This is a genomic window from Opitutus sp. ER46 (assembly GCF_003054705.1).
GTDB lineage: Bacteria > Verrucomicrobiota > Verrucomicrobiia > Opitutales > Opitutaceae > ER46.
On sequence record NZ_QAYX01000023.1, the window covers coordinates 328,712 to 347,408 of the forward strand.

11 protein-coding genes and 1 tRNA gene are annotated in these 18,697 nt (G+C 68.9%); 7 read left to right on the plus strand and 5 right to left on the minus strand.

Annotated elements, in window-relative coordinates; translation table 11 throughout:
- Nucleotides 1-3 precede the first annotated feature (3 nt).
- Entirely contained in the window at nucleotides 4-897 is an 894-nt protein-coding gene (locus DB354_RS14345; protein WP_146180262.1) for a hypothetical protein, read from the minus strand.
- 26 nt (nucleotides 898-923) lie between these two features.
- Between DB354_RS14345 and DB354_RS14350 the strand changes: the two genes are divergently transcribed.
- Nucleotides 924-1,640 carry a LamG-like jellyroll fold domain-containing protein gene (locus tag DB354_RS14350; protein WP_107836322.1) on the plus strand — a complete coding sequence of 239 codons (717 nt, stop codon included), beginning with the start codon at nucleotides 924-926 and terminating at the stop codon, nucleotides 1,638-1,640.
- 39 nt (nucleotides 1,641-1,679) lie between these two features.
- On the opposite strand, the gene DB354_RS14355 is transcribed toward DB354_RS14350, so the two are convergent.
- Nucleotides 1,680-5,588, minus strand: coding sequence for a LamG-like jellyroll fold domain-containing protein (locus DB354_RS14355; protein WP_107836323.1), 3,909 nt, complete (start codon nucleotides 5,586-5,588; stop codon nucleotides 1,680-1,682).
- Between the two features lie 62 nt (nucleotides 5,589-5,650).
- Nucleotides 5,651-7,342, minus strand: coding sequence for a glycosyl hydrolase family 65 protein (locus DB354_RS14360; RefSeq protein ID WP_107836324.1), 1,692 nt, complete (start codon nucleotides 7,340-7,342; stop codon nucleotides 5,651-5,653).
- A 299-nt stretch (nucleotides 7,343-7,641) separates the two neighbouring features.
- Between DB354_RS14360 and DB354_RS14370 the strand changes: the two genes are divergently transcribed.
- Together DB354_RS14370 and DB354_RS14375 are read left to right on the plus strand one after the other, a co-directional pair.
- The gene (locus DB354_RS14370; protein ID WP_107836325.1) at nucleotides 7,642-8,862 is read left to right on the plus strand and encodes a sulfatase-like hydrolase/transferase; all 1,221 of its coding nucleotides are present in this window, start codon (nucleotides 7,642-7,644) and stop codon (nucleotides 8,860-8,862) included.
- A gap of 470 nt (nucleotides 8,863-9,332) precedes the next feature.
- Nucleotides 9,333-10,520 carry a glycerate kinase gene (locus DB354_RS14375; protein ID WP_107836326.1) on the plus strand — a complete coding sequence of 396 codons (1,188 nt, stop codon included), beginning with the start codon at nucleotides 9,333-9,335 and terminating at the stop codon, nucleotides 10,518-10,520.
- 188 nt (nucleotides 10,521-10,708) lie between these two features.
- Here DB354_RS14375 and DB354_RS14380 read toward each other — a convergent pair whose 3' ends face one another.
- Complete coding sequence (locus DB354_RS14380; protein ID WP_107836327.1) at nucleotides 10,709-11,662, minus strand: serine hydrolase; 954 nt, start codon at nucleotides 11,660-11,662, stop codon at nucleotides 10,709-10,711.
- Nucleotides 11,663-12,257: 595 nt separating this feature from the next.
- On the opposite strand from DB354_RS14380, the gene DB354_RS14390 reads away from it, so the two are divergent.
- The gene (locus DB354_RS14390) at nucleotides 12,258-13,373 is read left to right on the plus strand and encodes a two-component regulator propeller domain-containing protein (protein WP_158277541.1); all 1,116 of its coding nucleotides are present in this window, start codon (nucleotides 12,258-12,260) and stop codon (nucleotides 13,371-13,373) included.
- A gap of 329 nt (nucleotides 13,374-13,702) precedes the next feature.
- Here the strand turns inward: DB354_RS14390 and DB354_RS14395 are convergent.
- Nucleotides 13,703-13,776 (minus strand) — tRNA-Gln (locus DB354_RS14395).
- 238 nt (nucleotides 13,777-14,014) lie between these two features.
- Here DB354_RS14395 and DB354_RS14400 point away from each other — a divergent pair.
- The 3 genes from DB354_RS14400 (at nucleotide 14,015) to DB354_RS14410 (ending at nucleotide 18,645) form a co-directional block, all read left to right on the plus strand.
- Entirely contained in the window at nucleotides 14,015-14,542 is a 528-nt protein-coding gene (locus DB354_RS14400) for a sigma-70 family RNA polymerase sigma factor (RefSeq protein ID WP_158277542.1), read from the plus strand.
- Nucleotides 14,543-14,545: 3 nt separating this feature from the next.
- The gene (locus DB354_RS14405) at nucleotides 14,546-15,580 is read left to right on the plus strand and encodes a FecR domain-containing protein (RefSeq protein WP_107836331.1); all 1,035 of its coding nucleotides are present in this window, start codon (nucleotides 14,546-14,548) and stop codon (nucleotides 15,578-15,580) included.
- A gap of 95 nt (nucleotides 15,581-15,675) precedes the next feature.
- Nucleotides 15,676-18,645, plus strand: coding sequence for a TonB-dependent receptor (locus tag DB354_RS14410; RefSeq protein ID WP_107836332.1), 2,970 nt, complete (start codon nucleotides 15,676-15,678; stop codon nucleotides 18,643-18,645).
- Nucleotides 18,646-18,697 lie beyond the last annotated feature (52 nt).

The following is an 18,697-nucleotide window of genomic DNA, read 5'->3' on the forward strand; positions in this document are numbered from 1 at the left end:
ACCTTACCGCGCGGCGCGCAGGAGCAGCGGCCACAGCGGCGTCAGCAGGGCAACATCCGCCCACACCCGCACTCGTTCCCAACCAAGGCGTGGAGCCGCGCGGTCGAGCAGTGCCAGCAGCAGGCTGCTGAGCGCCACGCAGTCAGCCGGGCCGGGACGCGGTCCCGGTGTGCGCGACGCGATCAGCCAGGCGAGCGCGGCCAGCAACCACGGCAGCGCGCGCAGCGCCGGGCGGCACCGGGGAAACTGGCGCGCCAGCGAGAGTTGCCCGTGCGCGGTGTCGACCGGCACCTCCCACACGCAAATCAGCGCGACGTTGGTGAAACACACGGCGGCCAGGAGCCCGAGCGCGGGACCAATCACGGCCGAATCGATCCCGGGTGCGGCGAGCACGAACACCGCGGCGCCGCCCGTGATCAACAGGGCCACGATGATCTCCTTGGGCACGCGGCCGCGGGCCTCGCGATGCAGGAACTGGTGGGACAGCACGTACAGCAGGACGGGGGCGAGCAGGACGAGGCCGGTCGTGAGTTCGCGCCGGTCCAGCTCGCGCAGCGCGAGGGCGACGTCGGCGACGAGCACCAACACCCACGCCACGACGACGGCTCGGCGATGGTCGGCGTAAAACCGGTGCCGTGGCGTCCGCAGTCGCGCGAGCGGCAGACGCGCCGCCTCGAGCCAGCGGTCGGCCGCGTAGGCGAGCCAGACCGACGCGCCGACCACCAGAGTCTCGGCCCAGCCGATCGCCACGCCGGCCGATGCGCCCAGGAGGGCCTGCCACGCCATCACGACGGCGGGCGCGTCCAGCGAGAGCACCGTGGGCCATTGCCACCAGCGGGGATGCAGGGCGGCGCCGGGCGATCCAGCGGGCGGGCGAGAATCGTGTCGCGGACGCAATGGCGAGCGGTTAGCAGACATCCCTCATGGTGACGAAGCGCCGCAGTAATACCCCCTCTTGGCTCCTCCGCAACTGGACCGCGCTTTGGCGGCTGGCCGCGGCGGCGTTACTGGGCTCCGCCTTCCTGGGTGGCGCCGCCGGCGCCGCGGAGATCTGGCGGACCGATAACCTGCAGCGGGTGGGCGGCGAGCCGGTCAAGGTGGTGGGCGCGCCGGTGGTGGCGGGCGATGGCGGCACGACGGTGCTGGTCTTCGACGGCGTCGACGACGGGATCTTTCTCGACCGCATCCCGATCGCCGGGGCGTCGGCCTTCACGGTGGAGATGCTGTTCCTGCCCGCGGCAGACGGAAAGCCCGAGCAACGCTTCTTCCACATGCAGGATGAGCAAGGTCGTCGTGGCTTGCTGGAGCTGCGGAGCGACGAGCGCGGCTGGTGGCTCGATGCCTATCTGCGACACTCCCTCGACGCGGCGGATCGCGGACTCGTATTGATCGACCCGAAGCAGCCCCATCCGCTCGGCCGCTGGTACTGGGTGGCGATGCGCTACGACGGGAAACGGCTCACCAGTTTCGTGGACGGCGTTAAGCAGCTCGAAGGTGCCTACGTCTTCGGGCCGATCGGGCAGGGCAAGGTCTCGCTCGGCGTGCGCCAGACGCTCGTCTCGTGGTTCAAGGGTTCGATCCGCGAGGTGCGCTTCCACCGCGAAGCGATCCCGGACAGCGCGCTCCAACGCGCCCGCTGAGTCGGGCGCCCTGGGGCGACGGTCCCGCCGCGGGACGCATCAGTTGTCGCCCGGCAAGGGCGCGCGGTTGTTCAACTCGGTGATTTCGTCGAGCTGCTGATCGGGATCGATCTCGACCTGTGCGCCCGCGAGCGCCGCGTTGGTGGGGAGCGGCAGGCTCACCGTCACGGTCCTGGGCTGCAGATCCAGCGGCGCGGGAATCGCGGGGACTGCGGCCGAGGCGAGAACGGCGCCGCGCGCATCGCGCAGCGCGAGGGTCGTGGCGGGCGAGGGGACCGAACCGAGCCCGTGAACCCTCACCTGGAGCGTGCGGTCGCGGATGCTCACGTCCTCCGGATCCAGGCCGAGGTCGGGGCGTTCCCAGTACGGCGTGCCCGGCGTCCGCAGGGCGAGGGTGAGGACCGTGGTGGCGCGCGGGGGCAGCGTGAGCTCGATGGCTTCGCTGCGACCAAAGTGGACGGACCGAGCGGCGACCTCGCCGTCGGCGCGGTCATCGTTGTTGGTGTCGACCCCTTGGGTGATCTCCCACGTGCCGGGGGCGACGTCCCAGCCGGTGAGCGTCGCGCGCACCGCGCTCGTCTCCAAATTGTACGCGACGATCTGCAGGGCGGTCGGGGTGGCGCGCGGGATCAGGATGCCGACGCTCTGCGCGGTAGCGGGAGCGGCGAACGTCCAGCTCACGGCATGGCCGGGGAAGACGCCATTGCGCACGAGCGCCACGCCGCCGAGGCGGGCGCGCTGCAGCTCGACGGTGGGAACGTTCACGCGGTCGATCCAGAGACTGCCCTCCGTGTTGATGTATTCGAGCAGGGTGCACTGTTCCCACTGCTGCGCATAGAGCTCCTCCAGGAGGGTTTTGTCGCCGGTGACCTGCCAGGCGAAATGGCCGCCTTGCGAGATGCGGAAGTTGAGCTGGCCGGTGCGCGAACTGCGGCGGGTGGCGTCGCGCTTGGTCTCGATGGAGGCGGCGCGTTCGCCCTCGCGCCAGCGGCGCTCGAACTCGGCCCGCAGACCGATCTGGTCGAGGAGGTTGGCATTCGTGAACGACAGCGCGGTGACGGGATCGGCGCGGAACGGGGCGAGGTAACGTTCGTCGTGGGTGAAGCGGTAGGCGGCCCAGAACACGTGCGCCGGGAAGTAGCCTCGGCCGGCCTCGGCCGTGCGGTCCGAGGTGAAGTGGATCGACGGCACGCCGATGGTCTTCGCGGCCGGGTCGCGGTGGGCGAGGAGGCCGTCGGCGAGCTCGAGCAGGTACTGGCGCGTATGCGGCTGGCCGTTGTAGTCGACGAGCAGCTGCGGCACCTGCAGCAGCAGGTAGGAGTAGGGCTTCGCGTAGCCCCAAGGGTCCTCGGTCGCGACCTTCGTGCCGCTGAAATACGACGAGCGGATGTGCCGGTGGCCGGCGGCATTGATGCCGGTGATCAACTCGATGCCCCGGGCGGTCTCCATCGCGCGCTCAAGCAGGCGCGGGCTGCCGGGGGCGAGAATGAGAGCCTGGCCGAGCGTGTTGATGCCTTCCTCGTAACAGTGCAGTTCGTCGGTCTGGATCGCGGGGAGCCCGCGGGCGAACATGCCGTTGCGGTACGCGGCGTCGAGGAGCGCGAGCACGGACTGTTTCACCGCTTCGGGCCGGCAGCCCATCAGGGCAACCCCGGGCCAGGTGTTCAGCAGATCGGTGTCGTCGGAGATGCCGCCGCCGAAATCGCCGTAGGTGGACTGGCGGCGATCGATGTACCAATCGACGAACGCCTGCACGCGTTCGAGGAGCTTCACCTGGCGAAACGCCCAGAGCGGCACGCCTGGCGGCGGGGTCGGCAGGGTGAATTTTGGGCGTGGGGCGCCGGGCAGCGCGACGGCGGCATACTGCCGGCCGAGCGCATGGTGGGGGTCGACGCGGAGCAAGTCCTCGAGGTCGCCCTTGAAGCGGTTCCACAGGTCGAGGCGCGGATCGTGCGGGTGCTCCTCGACCAGCATGGCGTAGGCGTCGCGCATCTGGGTGAAGCGATCCGCCACGTGCTCGGCCTGACCCTCCGCGCGGGGCTTGAAGACCAGCCGCACGGCCGGGCCAGGTGGAAAACGCGCCGGGAAGGCCGGGCTGGCGCAGGCGATCGTGATCCAGAGCGGCCGCCCCCGGGGCAGGAGCCGGTCGCGCAGGTCGAGCCAGAGCGTGCGTGGACTGTCGGGCCTCACGCTGAACGAGAAGTCGAGCATCACGCGTGCGGGCCAGAGCGGGTCATGCACCTGCACGTTGAGCGGGATGAGAGTGCCGTGCGTCGGTGCGCCGGGGATCGCGGGGATATCGAGGGCGATGCCGTCGAGGGCCTGGTCAAGGTCGTCCCAGGTATCCGGGATCACGATATGCTTGATGGGCAGCCGGGGGCTGGCCGGGACCGACCACGGGGCGGGCTTATCACCGCGCCGGTACGGCATGGCGGTGAGCATCTCGGCCTCATCCGCCGGGTGCCGGCCGATGATGTACGAGACGAGCGGCGGCAGGTCGGCACCGCCGGGCACTCCGGGTTGCGGTCCGACCCAGTAGGCGAGCGTGGTGCGTCCCCGGGGCTCGGCGCCGGCGGCGACGTAGTACGCGCCCAGCTCGCCGATCGGCTGCTCCGCCTCGAAGCTGGTGAACCGGATCAGTCCGTGTCGCAGCGGGGTCGCAAGGTGATGGACGGTGCGTTCCTGGCCCGCTGGCCGCTCAAAGAGCTGAGCCGCCGTGGTCGCGTTGCGGGCTCGGCGCAGGTCGGCGCCGGGCGCCAGCAGGTCCATGCGCCCCGGGGCGGCACCGGAGATCTCGACGTGGTTGCACGGTTCATCGGGCAGGGCAAAGGAGATGACCCGGCCGGACTCGACATAGCAGTCCCAGTCCGGGAGCTGAAAATAGTCGTTGCGGCCAGGCAGGCGGGAGCGGTTGTACACACCGGGCCACGTGGTCTCGCGAATGCCGTCGTTGGCTTTCCACCACCAGCGCCGCAGGTCGTAGGCGTTGTGGATCTCGACCTTGCGCACGGTGATGACGTGGCCGGGTGGCAACTCGGGCGGCGGCTCCCGGTTCCACCCGTAGCGGAAATACCATTCCGCGCGCACCGCCTCGTGGTTCCAGCCGTATCGGGCGGTCCAGGCGTCGTGCGGCGGCGCGGTCAGCGCCAGGGTGCGGCCGTAGGGATCGTCGCCGGGACCGGGTCGCGCGGGGACGTGCAGGCGCGCCGGCGATCGGCGCGCGCCGCGGCTCAACCCGGCGATGTCCTCGGCGTCGAGCATGTGGTCGTAGATGCGCAGTTCATCCAGGTCGCCGCCGCGCACGAAGTTGTAGTCGCTCTGGACCTGATACGGGCTGATCACGCGCGAGTGCGGCCCGAACTGATCGAGGCCGGCATCGTAGCGCGCGCGGCGGTCGAGGCTCCCGGCGAGTTTGCCGTTCACGTAAAGGCGCAGGCCGACGTTTTCGTCCCAGGCCACGGCCAGGTGCGTCCACACGTGCGGCGCGGGGAACGGGGAGAGCGGCACCGAAACGCGCGTGCGGCTCAGGCTCGCGTCGGTGACGAATGCATCGAAGCCGCCGCCGTTGTAGTCGACGCGCAGGAACACCATGTCCCAGCTCGAGTGGTCGGAGTAGCCGACGCGGAAGATGGGGAAGGCGGTCGGCCCGACGGGGTAGCGCGAACGCCAGTAGAAGGAGAGCGTGCCGCGCTGGGCAAAGATGTTGCCCGGGGCGCGCCAGGCGAGGAGCTGCTCGTTGCCACATTGCAGCGCGCCGTTCTGCGCGCCGTCGGGGATGGTCGTGACGTCCGCGACGTACGTCGGGTCGGGCCGGCCGGCCGCGGAGTAATCGGCCTTCGGCCCCTGGTCACCGGAAACGTGGAAGAGCAGGTCGGCCTCGGCGACCGGAGCGGCGGCGGCGACCGTCGCGCAGGCGGCCGCGAGCAGGAAGGTGGGGAAGGGGTTCATGGGGCGGAGGGGCGGACGGCGGCGGACGCGAAGCCGGCACGTCCGCCGGGAAAAGCGGGCGGCTACGGCAGCTTGCCGGTGACGCGTTGGAGCGTGGGCGAACGGGCGATGACGAGGTTGTTCGCCAGGATCGTGAGGCCGGCGCCGCGGCCGAAGCGCTGGCCGGTGCGATCCCAGACGATCGTCAGGATGCGGCCGTGATAGCCGACGCCGTCGAGGCAGAACCAGTCCCAGGTGTCGGCCGGCAGCGTGGGCGCGACCTCCACCGTATCATCGGCGCGGGGACGCAGGCCGACGAGGCCGTTGATGAGGAGGTCGGCGTAGGTGGAGTGGTGGTAGTAGCGGCTGCGCTCGGGGCGCTTCACCTTGATCCACGCGCCGGTCTTTTCGTCCTGGTACTCGCCGATGTACGGCTTGCCCTCGGCGTCGCGGTGGGCGCGCGTATAAGTGAAGAACGCGTCGGCCCAGTCGCGGGCGGTGAACGGGGCGTCGGGATAGTCGCGCAGGACGTTGAGTGCGGCGGTGAGCGTCTGGGCGGAGGCGTAGGGCCAGATCGCGCCGTCCCATTCGCAGGTGCCGGTGCCGTGGGAGCGAAACCGCGGGTGACGCCGCTCGGCGGTGGTGAGGCCGAAGGGAGCGTGGAAGCCCTGGTCATCGGTGAACTGGCGCCAGGCGGCTTCGAAGCCGCGGCCGGGCTCGGGCAGGTTGAAATACCACGGGATGAAGCCGATCGCTTCGCGCACGTCGGCGAGCGTGGTGTAGTACGGGCCGGGCGGAGGCGGCGGCGCGGCGGGCGCCGGGGTGCCCTTGGCGGCGGCGGCCTTGGCGGCGCGGGCGTGGGTGGAAGCCGCCTGCTCCGCGGCCGCGGCGTGCTCCGGCAGGACCTCGAGGCGGACCTTGAAGAACTTCGCCTCCGGATCCCACAGCGAGGTCTGCACCAGCTCGCGGAGCCGGGTCGCCTTGGCGTCGTAGGCGCGGGCCACGTCGGCGCGGCCGGCGAGCCGGGCGATGGCGGCGATCGCGCGCGCGTTGCCGTACATGTAGCTGTTGAGCGGCGGGCGGACGTGCTTCAGCCAACGCGAGCCGCTGATGGACTCCTCCATCGCGTCGCGCACGTCGTACTGCCAGAAGAGGCCGCTCGGCAGGGCCTTCTCCTTTTCCCAGAGCTCGAAGTCGCGGATCAGGTCGTCGAGCGAGCCCGTGAGGTAGGCCGTGTCGCCATTAACCAGATACCGTTCGTAGAGGGCGTAGGCCAGCCACTCGCTGTAGTTGTGCAGCCGCGGGTGGATGGCGCCGTCGGGGCCGCCGCGCAGCCAGTAGCGGGCGTAGTCGTCGATGAACTGCGGATCGCGCAGCCACCGGCCCTCGCGCACGTGGTGGCCGACGGCGCTGCTGATCGGGTCGTTGCGCTGGAGAAACTCGGTGAACGCGAAGCCTGACGGCGTGCGGATGAGGTGCTTCCGCATCGACCACCAGCGGAAGTAGTAAATCTCCTCCACGCTCTGGTCGGGGCACGAGAACAGTGGAATGTTGGCGGCGAGCCAGTCCCATGCCTGCGCATCGGGGACGGCGTTTACGACCGTCTCGGCCGTCATGGCGTTGAGCCGCTGGATATGCGGTGCGAAGTCGGCGGGACGCAGGACCTGGAACGGCGAGCGAGCCGGGGCGGCCGGGTCCGGGGCCAGTGTCGGCGCGGCGGCCAGCAGGGAGGAACAGAGGGCCAGGAACGGGAGGGCGAAGCGGAGGGGACGCATGAGCAGAATGCTCCACGGCGGAGCGCGGAAAAGGTGACGCAGAAACTGGCCGGGCGGCTCGGGAGCAGCGACCCCAAAACGGAAGCCAGAAGCCGGAGGACGGAGGCCAGAAGCCGGAGGCCAGAAGCCGGAGGCCGGAGGCCGGCACCAGATGTCAGAGGTCGGATGTCAGATGTCAGAAGGCGGAGGCTGGAGGCCGGAAGCCAGATGTCAGAAGCCGGAGGCCAGAAACAAGTGGGCGAACGTTCGGCCGTTTTTCGGCGTGAGGCCGGGCGGGAGGGCGGCCATGGTGGCGCGCAATGCCAAAGCCGCCGAACATCCTCTGGGTTGTGACCACGCAATGGCGTGCCCAGGCGTGCGGTTACGCGGGCGATCTGAATGCGCGGACGCCGACGCTCGACGCGTTGGCGCGCGCAGGGGCTGATTTTCGGCACGCGGTGACGCCGCATCCGTTCGGGCCGTTCGCGCGCGCGGCGCTGCTGACGGGCCGACGCTCGCCGGAGAACGGCGTCGTAGATTACTACGATCCGCTGCCGGCCGGGGCGGAAACGATCGCGCATCGGCTCGCGGCGCGCGGGTACGCGACCGCCTATTTTGGCAAGTGGCACCTGGCGGAACGCGATCGTGAGGCGCCGCTGGTCGGGGAGGCGCACGCGCGGATGGTGGTGCCGTCGGAGCGGCGCGGCGGCTTTGGGTGGTGGGAAGGCTTTGAAGGCGGGTTCCTGCTGAACGACCCTTGGCTGCATGGCTCGGGGCTGCCGGAGCCGCGACGCGTGCCCGGTTACCAGAGCGACGTCGTCGGGGCGCGCGCGGCGGCGTGGATCGCCAGGGCGGACGAGGCGGCGGAGCGTCCCTGGTTTTGCGTCGTCAGCGTGGAGCCCCCGCATCCGCCGTATGGGGCGCCGGCCGGCGCGGTGGCGCCGCGCGATCCCGCGCAGATCGTGCTGGCGCCAAATGTGCCGCGCGACGGCGAGGTGGAGCGGAGGGCGCGGCGGGAACTCGCCGGCTATTACGCGCACATCGAGGCGACCGACGCGGCGATCGGCCGGTTGCTGGAGTCAGTCGACCGGCGCACGACGGTGGTGGTGGTGACCAGCGTGCATGGCGACATGCACGGGGCGCACGGGCTTTTCCGGAAAGGCTGGCCGTACGAGGAGAGCGTGCGCGTGCCGCTGCTGGTGAGCGTGCCGCCGGCGCTGGCGGGCGCAGGCTGGCGCGGCGCGAGCGACGCACTCGTTTCGCTGCTCGATCTGCCGCGGTGGGCGGAGAGCTGGGCCGACGGAGTGGTGCCGGAGAACCACGCGGCCGCGCAGGAAATCTCGATGCCGAGCATCGTCGCGTTGCCGCACCAGTGCGACCGCGCGTGGCGGGCGGTGCGAACCGGTTCAAGGAAGCGCGTGTGGATGACGACGGCGGCGGAGGGGCAGGGAAGCGCCGGGCGGCCGTGGCTGGACTTTGACCTCGAGCGGGACCCGCTGGAGCTGCACAACCACGCTGCCGCGGCGGGCGCGAACGCCTGACCCGGTCTTCGTCGGTGGCTCGCGGCGAGCCAAGGACGAGGAGGGAAGGAGGGCTGCAATTATAAAAGCCCTACCCGCAACGGGAAACGGGATAATGTCCAGATACTCCGGCGATAATGTCCGGATAGTGGGCCTCACAGGCAGGAGGCGTTAGGCGTCGGAGACTCAGGGTCGGGAGCCGAGATAACCCGCCAGATTTGGCGTGTTATCTCGGTTAACACGCCAAATCTGGCGGGTTATCTCGGCCGAGGCCGATGGCCGGACGGCATCCCCGTATGGGCGGCGTCGCGGTGGGAACGGACGCCCTGCCCGCCAGCGCGGTGGGGCGAACGGTGGCGGGCGGGCCGCGATCGCGACCTGTGTTACGATGACGCAACGGGCGCGTGTTCAGCCTTTCGTTTCGGCACGGGCGCCGCCTAGGCTCGTGGCACCCGCTTCAGCCACGAACGTTCGTGCGAGACCTCCACCCCATGCGCGCGCTTATCGCCCTCGACAAGTTCAAGGACGCGCTGTCGGCGCGGGAGGCGTGTGCGGTGGTGGACGAGGCGCTCGGCGCGGCGCAGCCGGGAGGCGCGCGCGACGTGTGTCCGCTGACGGACGGTGGGGAAGGCTTTGCCGAGATTCTCACGGCGGCGGCGGGCGGGCGTTGCGAAGTGCGGGCGGTCGCGGATGCGCGGGGCCATCGCGTTGAGGCGAAACTGGGCTTCGTGGCGTGGCGGCAGGTGCCGATCGCGGCGCGGCGGTTGCTGGCGCTCGGGACGCTGCGCGAAAACGACCTGCTCGGCGTGGTGGGCATGGCGGAGGCGAGCGGGCTCGCGTTGTTGCCAGCGGGCCTGCGCGATCCGTGGCAGACGGCGTCGGTCGGCACGGGCGAACTGTTGCGCCGCGCGGCGGACGCCGGGGTGAAGGCGATCGTGCTCGGGGTGGGAGGCAGTGCGACGCACGATCTCGGGTTCGGCGCGCTGGCGGCGCTCGGGTGGCAGTTTTATCGCAACGCGGTCGACACGGTGGCGGCGCCGAGTCCGGCGACGTGGCCGCAGATCGTGGCGATCGTGCCGCCGACCGGGGGTCGGCTGCCGCCGATCCGGATCGCGTGCGACGTCCAGAACCCGCTCGTCGGCGAGCGCGGGGCGGCGCGCGTGTACGCGCCGCAGAAGGGCTGTCGCGCGGAGGACGTCGCGGCGCTCGAGGCCGGGACGCTGCGCATGGCGGAGATGCTGGCGGAGGCGGCGCAGGCGCCGACCGATCTCTGGTTGCGACCCGGCATGGGCGCAGCGGGCGGCATGGCATACGGGCTGGCTGCGGCGACCGGGGCGTTGCTGGTGCCGGGGGCGGAACTCGTTTCGGCGTGGCTGGCGCTGGACGCGCGGATCGACGCCGCGGACATCGTGCTGACGGGCGAGGGGCGCTTTGACGCGAGTTCGCTCGAGGGCAAGGGGCCGGGCGCGCTGGTGGCGCAGGCGCGGGCGCGCGGGAAGGCGGTGCATTTCTTTGCGGGGGCGGTGGCGATCGCGGCGCCCGTGGGCGTGACGCTGCACGTGATCACGCCAACGGGGCAGCGCATGCCGGAAGCGTTGGCGGCGTGCCGGGAAAACCTGGGCGCGGCGGTGCAGGCGGCGTTCGCGCCGGCGCTCGTGAGTGGCTGTGGGCGCGGGTGACCGGCCGCTGAAGCCTCGCGCGCGGCCGGATGACGGGTGCCGCGTGCGGCGCGGCGGCGCGGGTGACGGGGTGCGCGTGGTCGGCGCGGACGCATGCGATGCACGCTGGCTGATCCGACGCGAGCCGAGGCGGCGGCGACGAAACCGACGCCTGGCGCGAGCGGCGCCGTGCCGCGCGGGCCGGTCGCTCAGGAGGCAGGCGTGGGAGCCAGCAGCCCGGCAACGATCACGCGCGTGATTGCGGGGATGATCTCGGTGGCGGAGGCGTGGCCGACGGTGAAGATCACGAGGACGTACCGGTGGCCGTTGGGCAACTCGACGAGGGTGGCGTCGTGGCGCGTCTGGCTCGTCCAGCCGGCCTTCGACCAAAGCTGCGAGCCGGCGGGGAGCGCGGCGGCGCTGAAGCGCGCTTGTTCGTCCGGCGTCTTGAGGTCGCGGGCGAGGAGCTGGCGCATCTGTTCGCTGCGGGCGGGCGAGACGCACGCGCCGGTGGCGATCTCGGTGAGGAGGCGCGCGGTGGCGTCGGTCGTAAGCGCGTTGCGCTTGGGCTCGAAGAGCCGCGTGGCCTGCGTCTCGCGGCCGTAGGGTCCGTCGCCCCACGGCTTCTTGTTCACGTTGATGCCGGTGTATCCGAGGGCGGCGAAGTGGCGGTTGACGGCGTTGCGGCGGTCGAACCAGGCGCGGAGTTCGGGCTCGGGTAGTTCGGGGCCGCTGGTGGTGCCGGTGAGGAGGTCGACGATGTAGCCGGTGGCGTCGTTGGAGGAGTCTACGATCATGTCGCGCAGGGCACGTCTCAGCTCAGGGGTGTCCTCGAGTTTGCCGTCCTCGAGCCAGCGGTGGGTGGCGGCGAGGTAGAACAACTTGACGACGCTCGCCGGGTAGATCGGCGCGTCGCCGTGAAAGCTCCCGCGCGCCGGATGCGCCGGATTGCGCAGATCGATCAGCGTGATCGCGAGTTGGTCAGCCGTGAGCTGGATGCCCTTGAACTGTGCGAGCGCGTCCGCCGCCGCGCGATCAACCAGCGCCTGGGTGGCGGGGGCGGGGGGCGAGACTGGCGTTGGCGCCGTCCCGGCTGACGACCGAATTGCGAGCAGAACCGAGGTAATGATCACCGCCACCAGCCGAAGACGCACGTGAGTCATGGCCGGAAGGCAAACGCGCGACCGGCCCGGCGGCAATGCTCGCGGCGGCCGCAGAGCAGACCGAGCCACTAGAATGTGGTGGAGTAAATCGCTGTCAGTCCGGGGTAGCCCGCCATGGTGAACGTCCTTTGGTGTCGCATGCCGAGTGCTTCGAGGATCCTCACCGAAGCCAGGTTTGAGGGTTCGACCAGACCGTTCAGGGCTTTGATGCCGAGTTTGCCCCGTGCATATCCGACCATTCCCTGCGCGGCCTCAAGCGCGTACCCTTGGCGTCGCGCGCTCGGCAACAGTGCGTAGCCGCTCGGACATCTGGCGGGCACGGAGCCGCTGGGTTTCGAAAAGATACATGGCGTGATCGTTGTGGTCTGTGCCGGCCGGCGGGCCATATTTCCATTTTTCAGACTTGATGGAAATAAGCATCCTGCTCGAAGCGCCCGCACGCCTCGTGCCGGAACCGCCCGCCACGAAGCGCCGGGCCACCCGAGACTGATGGACTCCGCGCCGCCGTCACGTCAGCAGCGCTTGGAAGAGTTGCAGGAAAAGCTCGCCGCACTCGCGGCTGAGACGGCCCAAGTATAGTGTTCGACGGAAGATGATGAAGACGTCCATCCCTCGGCAGATTTCTGTTATCTGCAGCTTCGCGCTGACGATAGGCTCGCAACCGCGTCAGGCCGCATCCGATGCAAAGGGGCGGGAGGCCCGAATTGACCGATCGCCCGAAACGGTCGTGGAGGCGAAACCTTCGCGGGTATCCCTCCGGTTCACCTCCGGGATTCGCTCGATTTTTGAGGATAGCCAGGGGCGCTTCTGGTTCGGAAGCCACAATGAGGGCGTGAGTCGTTGGGATGGGCACGCGTTTGCCTACTACACGGTGGCCGACGGCTTGAGCGGAAATCAGGTTCGAACGATCCAGGAGGATGCGGCCGGAAACCTGTGGTTCGGGACCGAACACGGGATCAGCCGTTTCGATGGCAAATCGTTCACGACCCAAGTCGGACGAAATCAGGACGAGGGGAACGCCGCCCTGGGACATACCTGGCGCCAGGACGCCGGTGATCTCTGGTTTATCGGCGACAGCGGAAAACCAGCTGCCCAGTTCGATGGCCAGGGGGTGTATCGCTTTGATGGCCGGAGGCTGGAGTTTCTGCCCTTCCCAGTGTCGGCTGAGGTCGCCACCCGTGGCGACTACCGCGTCACCGCCATCAGCCGCGGGCGCAACGGGATGATCTGGTTCGGGACGTATCCGGCGGTGTTTGGATATGACGGCCGAAACTTCACGATCCTAGACGGCCGAACCTTGGGCCTCGCGGCGGAAGAGGAGCCGTTTCACGTCCGCAGTGTTTTCGAAGACAGCCGCGGAGTGCTGTGGATCGGCAACAACGGCCTCGGCGTGCTGCGGTATGATGGTCGATCCCTGTCCAACTTCACCCAACAGCAGGGCCTCGATCTCAAGCACAAGGGTGCGTCGGAGTCCTTGAGTCGGGTGTTCTCCATCGCCGAAGACGCGGCCGGCCACCTGTGGTTCGGCACCCGCGACAGCGGGGTGTGGCGCTACGACGGTGAGCGGCTGACTCACTTCACCCCACGCGACGGACTGACCGGCTCCATGGTGTGGACCATCTATCGCGACCGACGAGACCGGCTCTGGTTCGGCCTGGGCGACGGCAGTGTCTTCCGGTTCAACGGCACGTCCTTCGACAAGGTCTATTAATCACCCGCGGCGCGAGTATTTGGTCTTCATTCCTATTGTTTCTCGCCGGTCGAATCCTGACCAAGAAGGCCGATTCGCAGCCTCGCGGGATTGGCTGAGCGCATGAAGATGCTTCAGGTCACCTTGAATCAACGCTTCCTCTTTTGCGCGCGACCAGCGCTTCAATGAGCTTCGCGAGACCGAGCGTCAGAAAATGTCGGGTAGACATCGAGCCTCAGGAACGAAACCGGTGGATCCAAGTGCGTTGTACGACCCGCTTGGCCGGAAAGGTGATTCGCGAATCTTGGCCGCAGGCCATGAGCAAGCGGTGCCTCGCACCGCGCGTCGAATGGCTGCCCGGCCTGGATTCGAACCAGGACTAGGCGAGTCAAAGTCGCCTGTGCTGCCATTACACCACCAGGCAATGAAGGTGAGGGGAGAACCCTGCGGCGCCCCACTTCCCCGTCAAGGCCGGAAACTCCCCTCGGATTCGCGGGCGGGCTGCAAGCCCACGGCGAATGGGCGGGAGTAGACGGACAACGTACGCGGTTCCGCTAAGGGCAAAGTGACTGTTCGGTAATTATCTGCGGTGCACCGGGATTGGGCTCGACTACGCCGGCGCGGGCGGTTCGTTCGACCGCCGACCCCAGCCCCTGAAAGTCGTGCCGCCCGATCACTCCGAGAACGGTCAATGGTTTGCCAGCGAGGTGCAGATCCACCACGGCGCCCTGCGCGCGTGGTTGCGGGGCCGGTTTCCCGCCGTCGTCGACGTCGAGAACATCATCCACGAGGCGTTCGCCCGCGTGTGGCGGGCCCGCAACCACGGCGAGGTCAAGTCACCCAAGGCCTTCCTCTTCGCCACGGCGCAGAATCTCGCGATCGACCAGGCCCGTCGCTACCGCGTCGCCCAGATCGACCCCGTAGCGGAAATGTCCGGCCTGAACGTCTATGAAGAGCGGCCGACGCCTGCGGAGGCAGCAGCGCGCAGCCAGGAACTCGACCTCTTGACGCAAGCCATCCAGTCCCTCCCTGACCGTTGCCGGCAGGTGCTCACGCTGCGGAAAATCTACGGCCTTTCGCAGAAGGAGATCGCGCGCGAACTCGGCATCAGCGAGCACACCGTGGAGGCTCAGGTCGCCAACGGCATGCGGCGTTGCGCCGCCTTCTTTCGCGAGCGGGGAGTCGCCTGAGCCGTGGACTTCGAGCCTGACAACGCCGATCCGATCTCGGCCGAGGCCTCGCGCTGGCTGGCCCGCCGCGATCGCGGTTTGTCCGCCGCCGAGCAGGACCGCTACCTCGAGTGGCTGCAGCGCGATCCGCGCCACCGCGAGGCGGTGGCCGAGCTTGAGAACGGCTGGACGGCGCTCGACCGGCTGAAGGAGTGGCGGCCTTCGGACAGCCACCACCCGAACCCCGACCTGCTCGCGCCTCGGCGCGCCCGGTGGCCGTATTGGCTTTCACCGCTGGCGGCGGCCGCCGCGATCCTGCTCGGCATTCATCTTTACGTCGCGGCACCGTCCACCCCCGCGTCCCCCCCGCAGCAGGCGATCCTGCATCCGGCGGCGGAGTGCCTGGTGCTCGAGGATGGGTCGACGGTGAAGCTTAACGCCGGGGCGCAGGTCAAGGTGGAGTACACGGCGACTGAGCGCCGCGTCGTGCTGGTGCGCGGCGAGGGCCTCTTCACCGTCGCCAAGAATCCCGACCGCCCCTTCATCGTCGCGGCCGATTGCGTGGCGGTGCGGGCGTTGGGCACCACGTTTGCGGTCGCGCTGAAACCGAGCGCCGTCTCCGTGCTGGTCACCGAGGGCAAGGTCCGCGTCGACGAGACGCCCGACGCCGGCGCGAGCGTGCCGGCCGGCGGCCGCGAACTGTCGCACATCGTCGCCGGCCAGCAGGCGGTGATCGCGCGGCCCGACGCGGCGGCCAGCCGCGCGGCGGAGCCCGATCTCCAGTTGCGGGACGTGACGCCGGCCGACATCGAGCGCGCGCTCGCGTGGCAGAACCTGCGCCTCGAATTTGTCGACATGCCGCTGCGCCAGGTCGTGACGGAGTTCAACCGCTACAATGTGCGGAAGCTCGCCGTGGCGGATGATGCCACCGGCGCCATTGTGATCGGTGGCAGCTTCCGCGCGGACCAGGTGGAGTCCTTCGTCCGCCTCCTGGCGACGGGCTTTGGCGTGAGCTCCAGCCCGCGCGGCGACGAGATCGTGCTGCGCAAGGAGCCGTAGCCGTATCGACCGCGCCAAGACAGTAGCGCGGATTTTTTCCTCCGCCCGTAGCGGAAGTCTCCGGGCCCCCCGTCTCTCCCTTTGAGACGCCTATCATGCACACCCCAAAGAACTGGTTTTCCTCCCCCCTCCGCCTGTGCCGCTGGACGCTGTGGTTGCTCCTGCCGGCCTGGTGCTCGCTCGCGCTGGCGGCAGGCGCACGGCAGAACTTCAACCTGCCGGCCGGTGACGCCGTGCGGACACTGCGACAGTTCACCGAGCAGTCCGGTGAACAGATCGTTTACCCGATCGACCTGGTCCGCGGGATCCAGACCAACGCGGTGAGCGGCGAGCGTACCGCGCGCGAGGCCCTCGATGCGATGCTCAGCGGTACCGGGCTCGCCGTGGTGCAGGACCAGACGAACGGGGCCCTGGCCGTCACCAAGGCCGGACCCGCGGCGGCGCCGGAGACGTCGCCCGCGGCCGGTCCGCGGCCCCCGCGCGCCAACCCGGCGGCGCAGCCGGTGGGCGAGGACGTCGTGAAACTCGACACCTACATCGTGAACGGCATGACCGCGGCCATGGCGAAGGCGCAGCAGATCAAGCGCGACAGCGGTCAGGTGGTGGAGGCGATCGTCGCTGACGACGTCAACAAGCTGCCCGACCTCAGCGTGACCGAGGCCCTGCAGCGCGTCACCGGCATCTCCATCACCCGCGAACTCGGCGAAGGCGCGACGGTCGCGCTGCGCGGTCTCACCGATGTCACCGCCACGCTCAACGGCCAGGAAGTCTTCAGCCCGCAGGTGGTGACCGGCGAGGCCCGCGTGATGAACCTGCAGACCGTGCCCTCGGAAATGATCTCCGCGATCAACGTCATCAAGACGCCGACGGCCGACATGATTGAAGGCGGCATCGCCGGCACGATCGACATCCGGCTGCGCCGCCCGCTCGATTTCGACGGCAAGCTGAACGGCTCGCTGACGACGCGCATGGAGTACAGCGAAGGCGCGGAATCGTCGAAGTTCCAATACTCGGGCGTGCTCACCGACACCTGGAAGGTGGGGCACGGCAAGCTCGGTGCCCTCGCGACGTACACGAAGCAGGAGCGCGATATCCGCCAGGACCTCAACTCGACCGGCAAGCCGGTGATCTTCAACGCGCCGACCAATCCGGTGGTCGGCTCCGACGGTTCGTACGAGCCGCGCATCGTGGCGAATCGCCAGCGCGAGGGCGCGTCGGCCGTGCTGCAGTGGGAGCCCTTCTCGGGGCTGCGGATGTTCGCGGAGTACGACTATTCGGAGCAGGTCACGATCCAGGACTCCTTTGCGCCGACGTACAACACGCCGACGACGCTCGCCACCCGGTTGGGCGACGCCGTGAGCGTCTATTCCGGCGCGACCGTCATGGCTGACCACGACGGCAACGCGGCCACGCCGCTGGTGGCGCTGCCCGTCGTGAAGTCGATCCACGTCCTGAACTCGAGCTTCTCCTCGACCTCGACGACGCGCGACTGGACGGAGCGCACGCACCAGTTCACCGCGGGCGCCACCTGGCGCCGGGACCGCCTCACGCTCCAGGCGGAGCTGGCCCGGATGCAGTCGCGGTCGGATTTTGACAACATGGGCGCCGCCGCCTCGGTGTCGGGCATCTCCTACACCCTGAACACCGACCGCGATATTCCCTCCGCCATCGCGGACGACCCCTCGCTCCTGACGGTGAAGAACATCGCGAATTGGAACTGGGCGTACTGGTACTACAATTACATCGTGAACAAGAACGACTCGACCACGGCGTCGTTCGACCTGACCCAGCGCCTGGATTCGAACGGATTTTTCCGCCGCCTGAAGTTCGGCGCGCGCGGCTCGGACCGCAACGGCCGCAATCACCGCATCAGCGCCTCGGGCGCCTTTGCTTCGAGCAAGGTGAGCGACTACCCGGCGCTGTATCGGCCGGCGACCGTGACGGGCTTCTTCGATGGCGAGGCCGGCAAGATCAACGATTACGTCGAGATCGCGACGGGCCCGATGCGCGGCTACGCGAAGTTCATGAACCTGATCGGCGGCAACCCGACGTTGCCGGCCCCCAGCCCGGGCAATCTCTTCGACATCACCGAGCGGACCTGGGCGGCGTACGGGATGACCGACTTCGGGATGCGGGCGCCGGTGCCGTTCGACGGCAATGTCGGCGTCCGTGTCATCGGCACGAACGTGACCAGCGACGGCTATCGCCGGCTGAACAACGTCTGGTCCACCATCGTCGAGAAAGGCGAGTACGTCGACGTGCTGCCGAGCCTGAACACCCGCTGGTTCCTCCAGGACGACTTCTTCCTCCGGCTTTCCGTTTCGAAGCAGCTTTCGCGGCAGAGCTTCGGCAAGCTGAATCCCAACGTGCGTCTCACTCCGCCGACCGTGGCCGGAGCCCGCGGCACCGGCACCGCCGGCAACCCGGACCTGAAGCCGCTGCGGACGCAGCAGTTCGACGTGTCGCTGGAGAAGTATTTCAACGAGTCCACGTCGCTGTACGTCTCGGGCTACTACAAGAAGATCGACGGTTACACGCAGACAGGGGTGACGGTGGAGAACTGGGACGGCATCGAGTACGACATTTCGCGTCCGTATGCGGTGGATGACGCGACGGTGAAGGGCGTCGAAGTGGGCTACCAGCAGTTCTTCAGCTTCCTGCCGGGACCGTTCAGCGGGCTGGGCCTGCTGGCGAACTACACGTATGTGGACGCGCGCAACCCGTCGGGCGACTCGCTGACGAACCTCTCGAAGAACGGCTACAACGTGATCCTCATGTACGAGAAGTACGGCTGGACCGCCCGCCTGGCGTACAACTGGCGCGACGAGTTCTCGCGCAGCACGGGCACGGCGACGGCGCTCGGTTCGACCACGATCTACGATCCGGCGTTCGGCTGGCTCGATGGTTCGCTCAGCTACAAGGTCAATGCGCACCTGAAGCTCTCGTTCGACGTGTCGAACGCGCTGCGGACGAAGCGCACCTCATATTGGCAGGAAAAGCTGCTGCAGCACGAGGACGTGCTGGAGGACCGGCAGTTCTACCTCAGCGCCACCTGGAGTCTTTGATCAGGGATAGTCTGGTGCGCAGGCCGGCGTGGAGGTGTTGCCCGCCGGCCTG

What these genes read in the sequence shown, in the direction of transcription:
- DB354_RS14350 (WP_107836322.1), top strand. Translation starts at nt 924, where the DNA reads ATGGTGACGAAGCGCCGCAGTAATACCCCCTCTTGGCTCCTCCGCAAC.
- DB354_RS14355 (WP_107836323.1), bottom strand. Translation starts at nt 5,588, where the DNA reads ATGAACCCCTTCCCCACCTTCCTGCTCGCGGCCGCCTGCGCGACGGTC.
- DB354_RS14360 (WP_107836324.1), bottom strand. Translation starts at nt 7,342, where the DNA reads ATGCGTCCCCTCCGCTTCGCCCTCCCGTTCCTGGCCCTCTGTTCCTCC.
- DB354_RS14370 (WP_107836325.1), top strand. Translation starts at nt 7,642, where the DNA reads ATGCCAAAGCCGCCGAACATCCTCTGGGTTGTGACCACGCAATGGCGT.
- DB354_RS14375 (WP_107836326.1), top strand. Translation starts at nt 9,333, where the DNA reads ATGCGCGCGCTTATCGCCCTCGACAAGTTCAAGGACGCGCTGTCGGCG.
- DB354_RS14380 (WP_107836327.1), bottom strand. Translation starts at nt 11,662, where the DNA reads ATGACTCACGTGCGTCTTCGGCTGGTGGCGGTGATCATTACCTCGGTT.
- DB354_RS14390 (WP_158277541.1), top strand. Translation starts at nt 12,258, where the DNA reads ATGAAGACGTCCATCCCTCGGCAGATTTCTGTTATCTGCAGCTTCGCG.
- DB354_RS14410 (WP_107836332.1), top strand. Translation starts at nt 15,676, where the DNA reads ATGCACACCCCAAAGAACTGGTTTTCCTCCCCCCTCCGCCTGTGCCGC.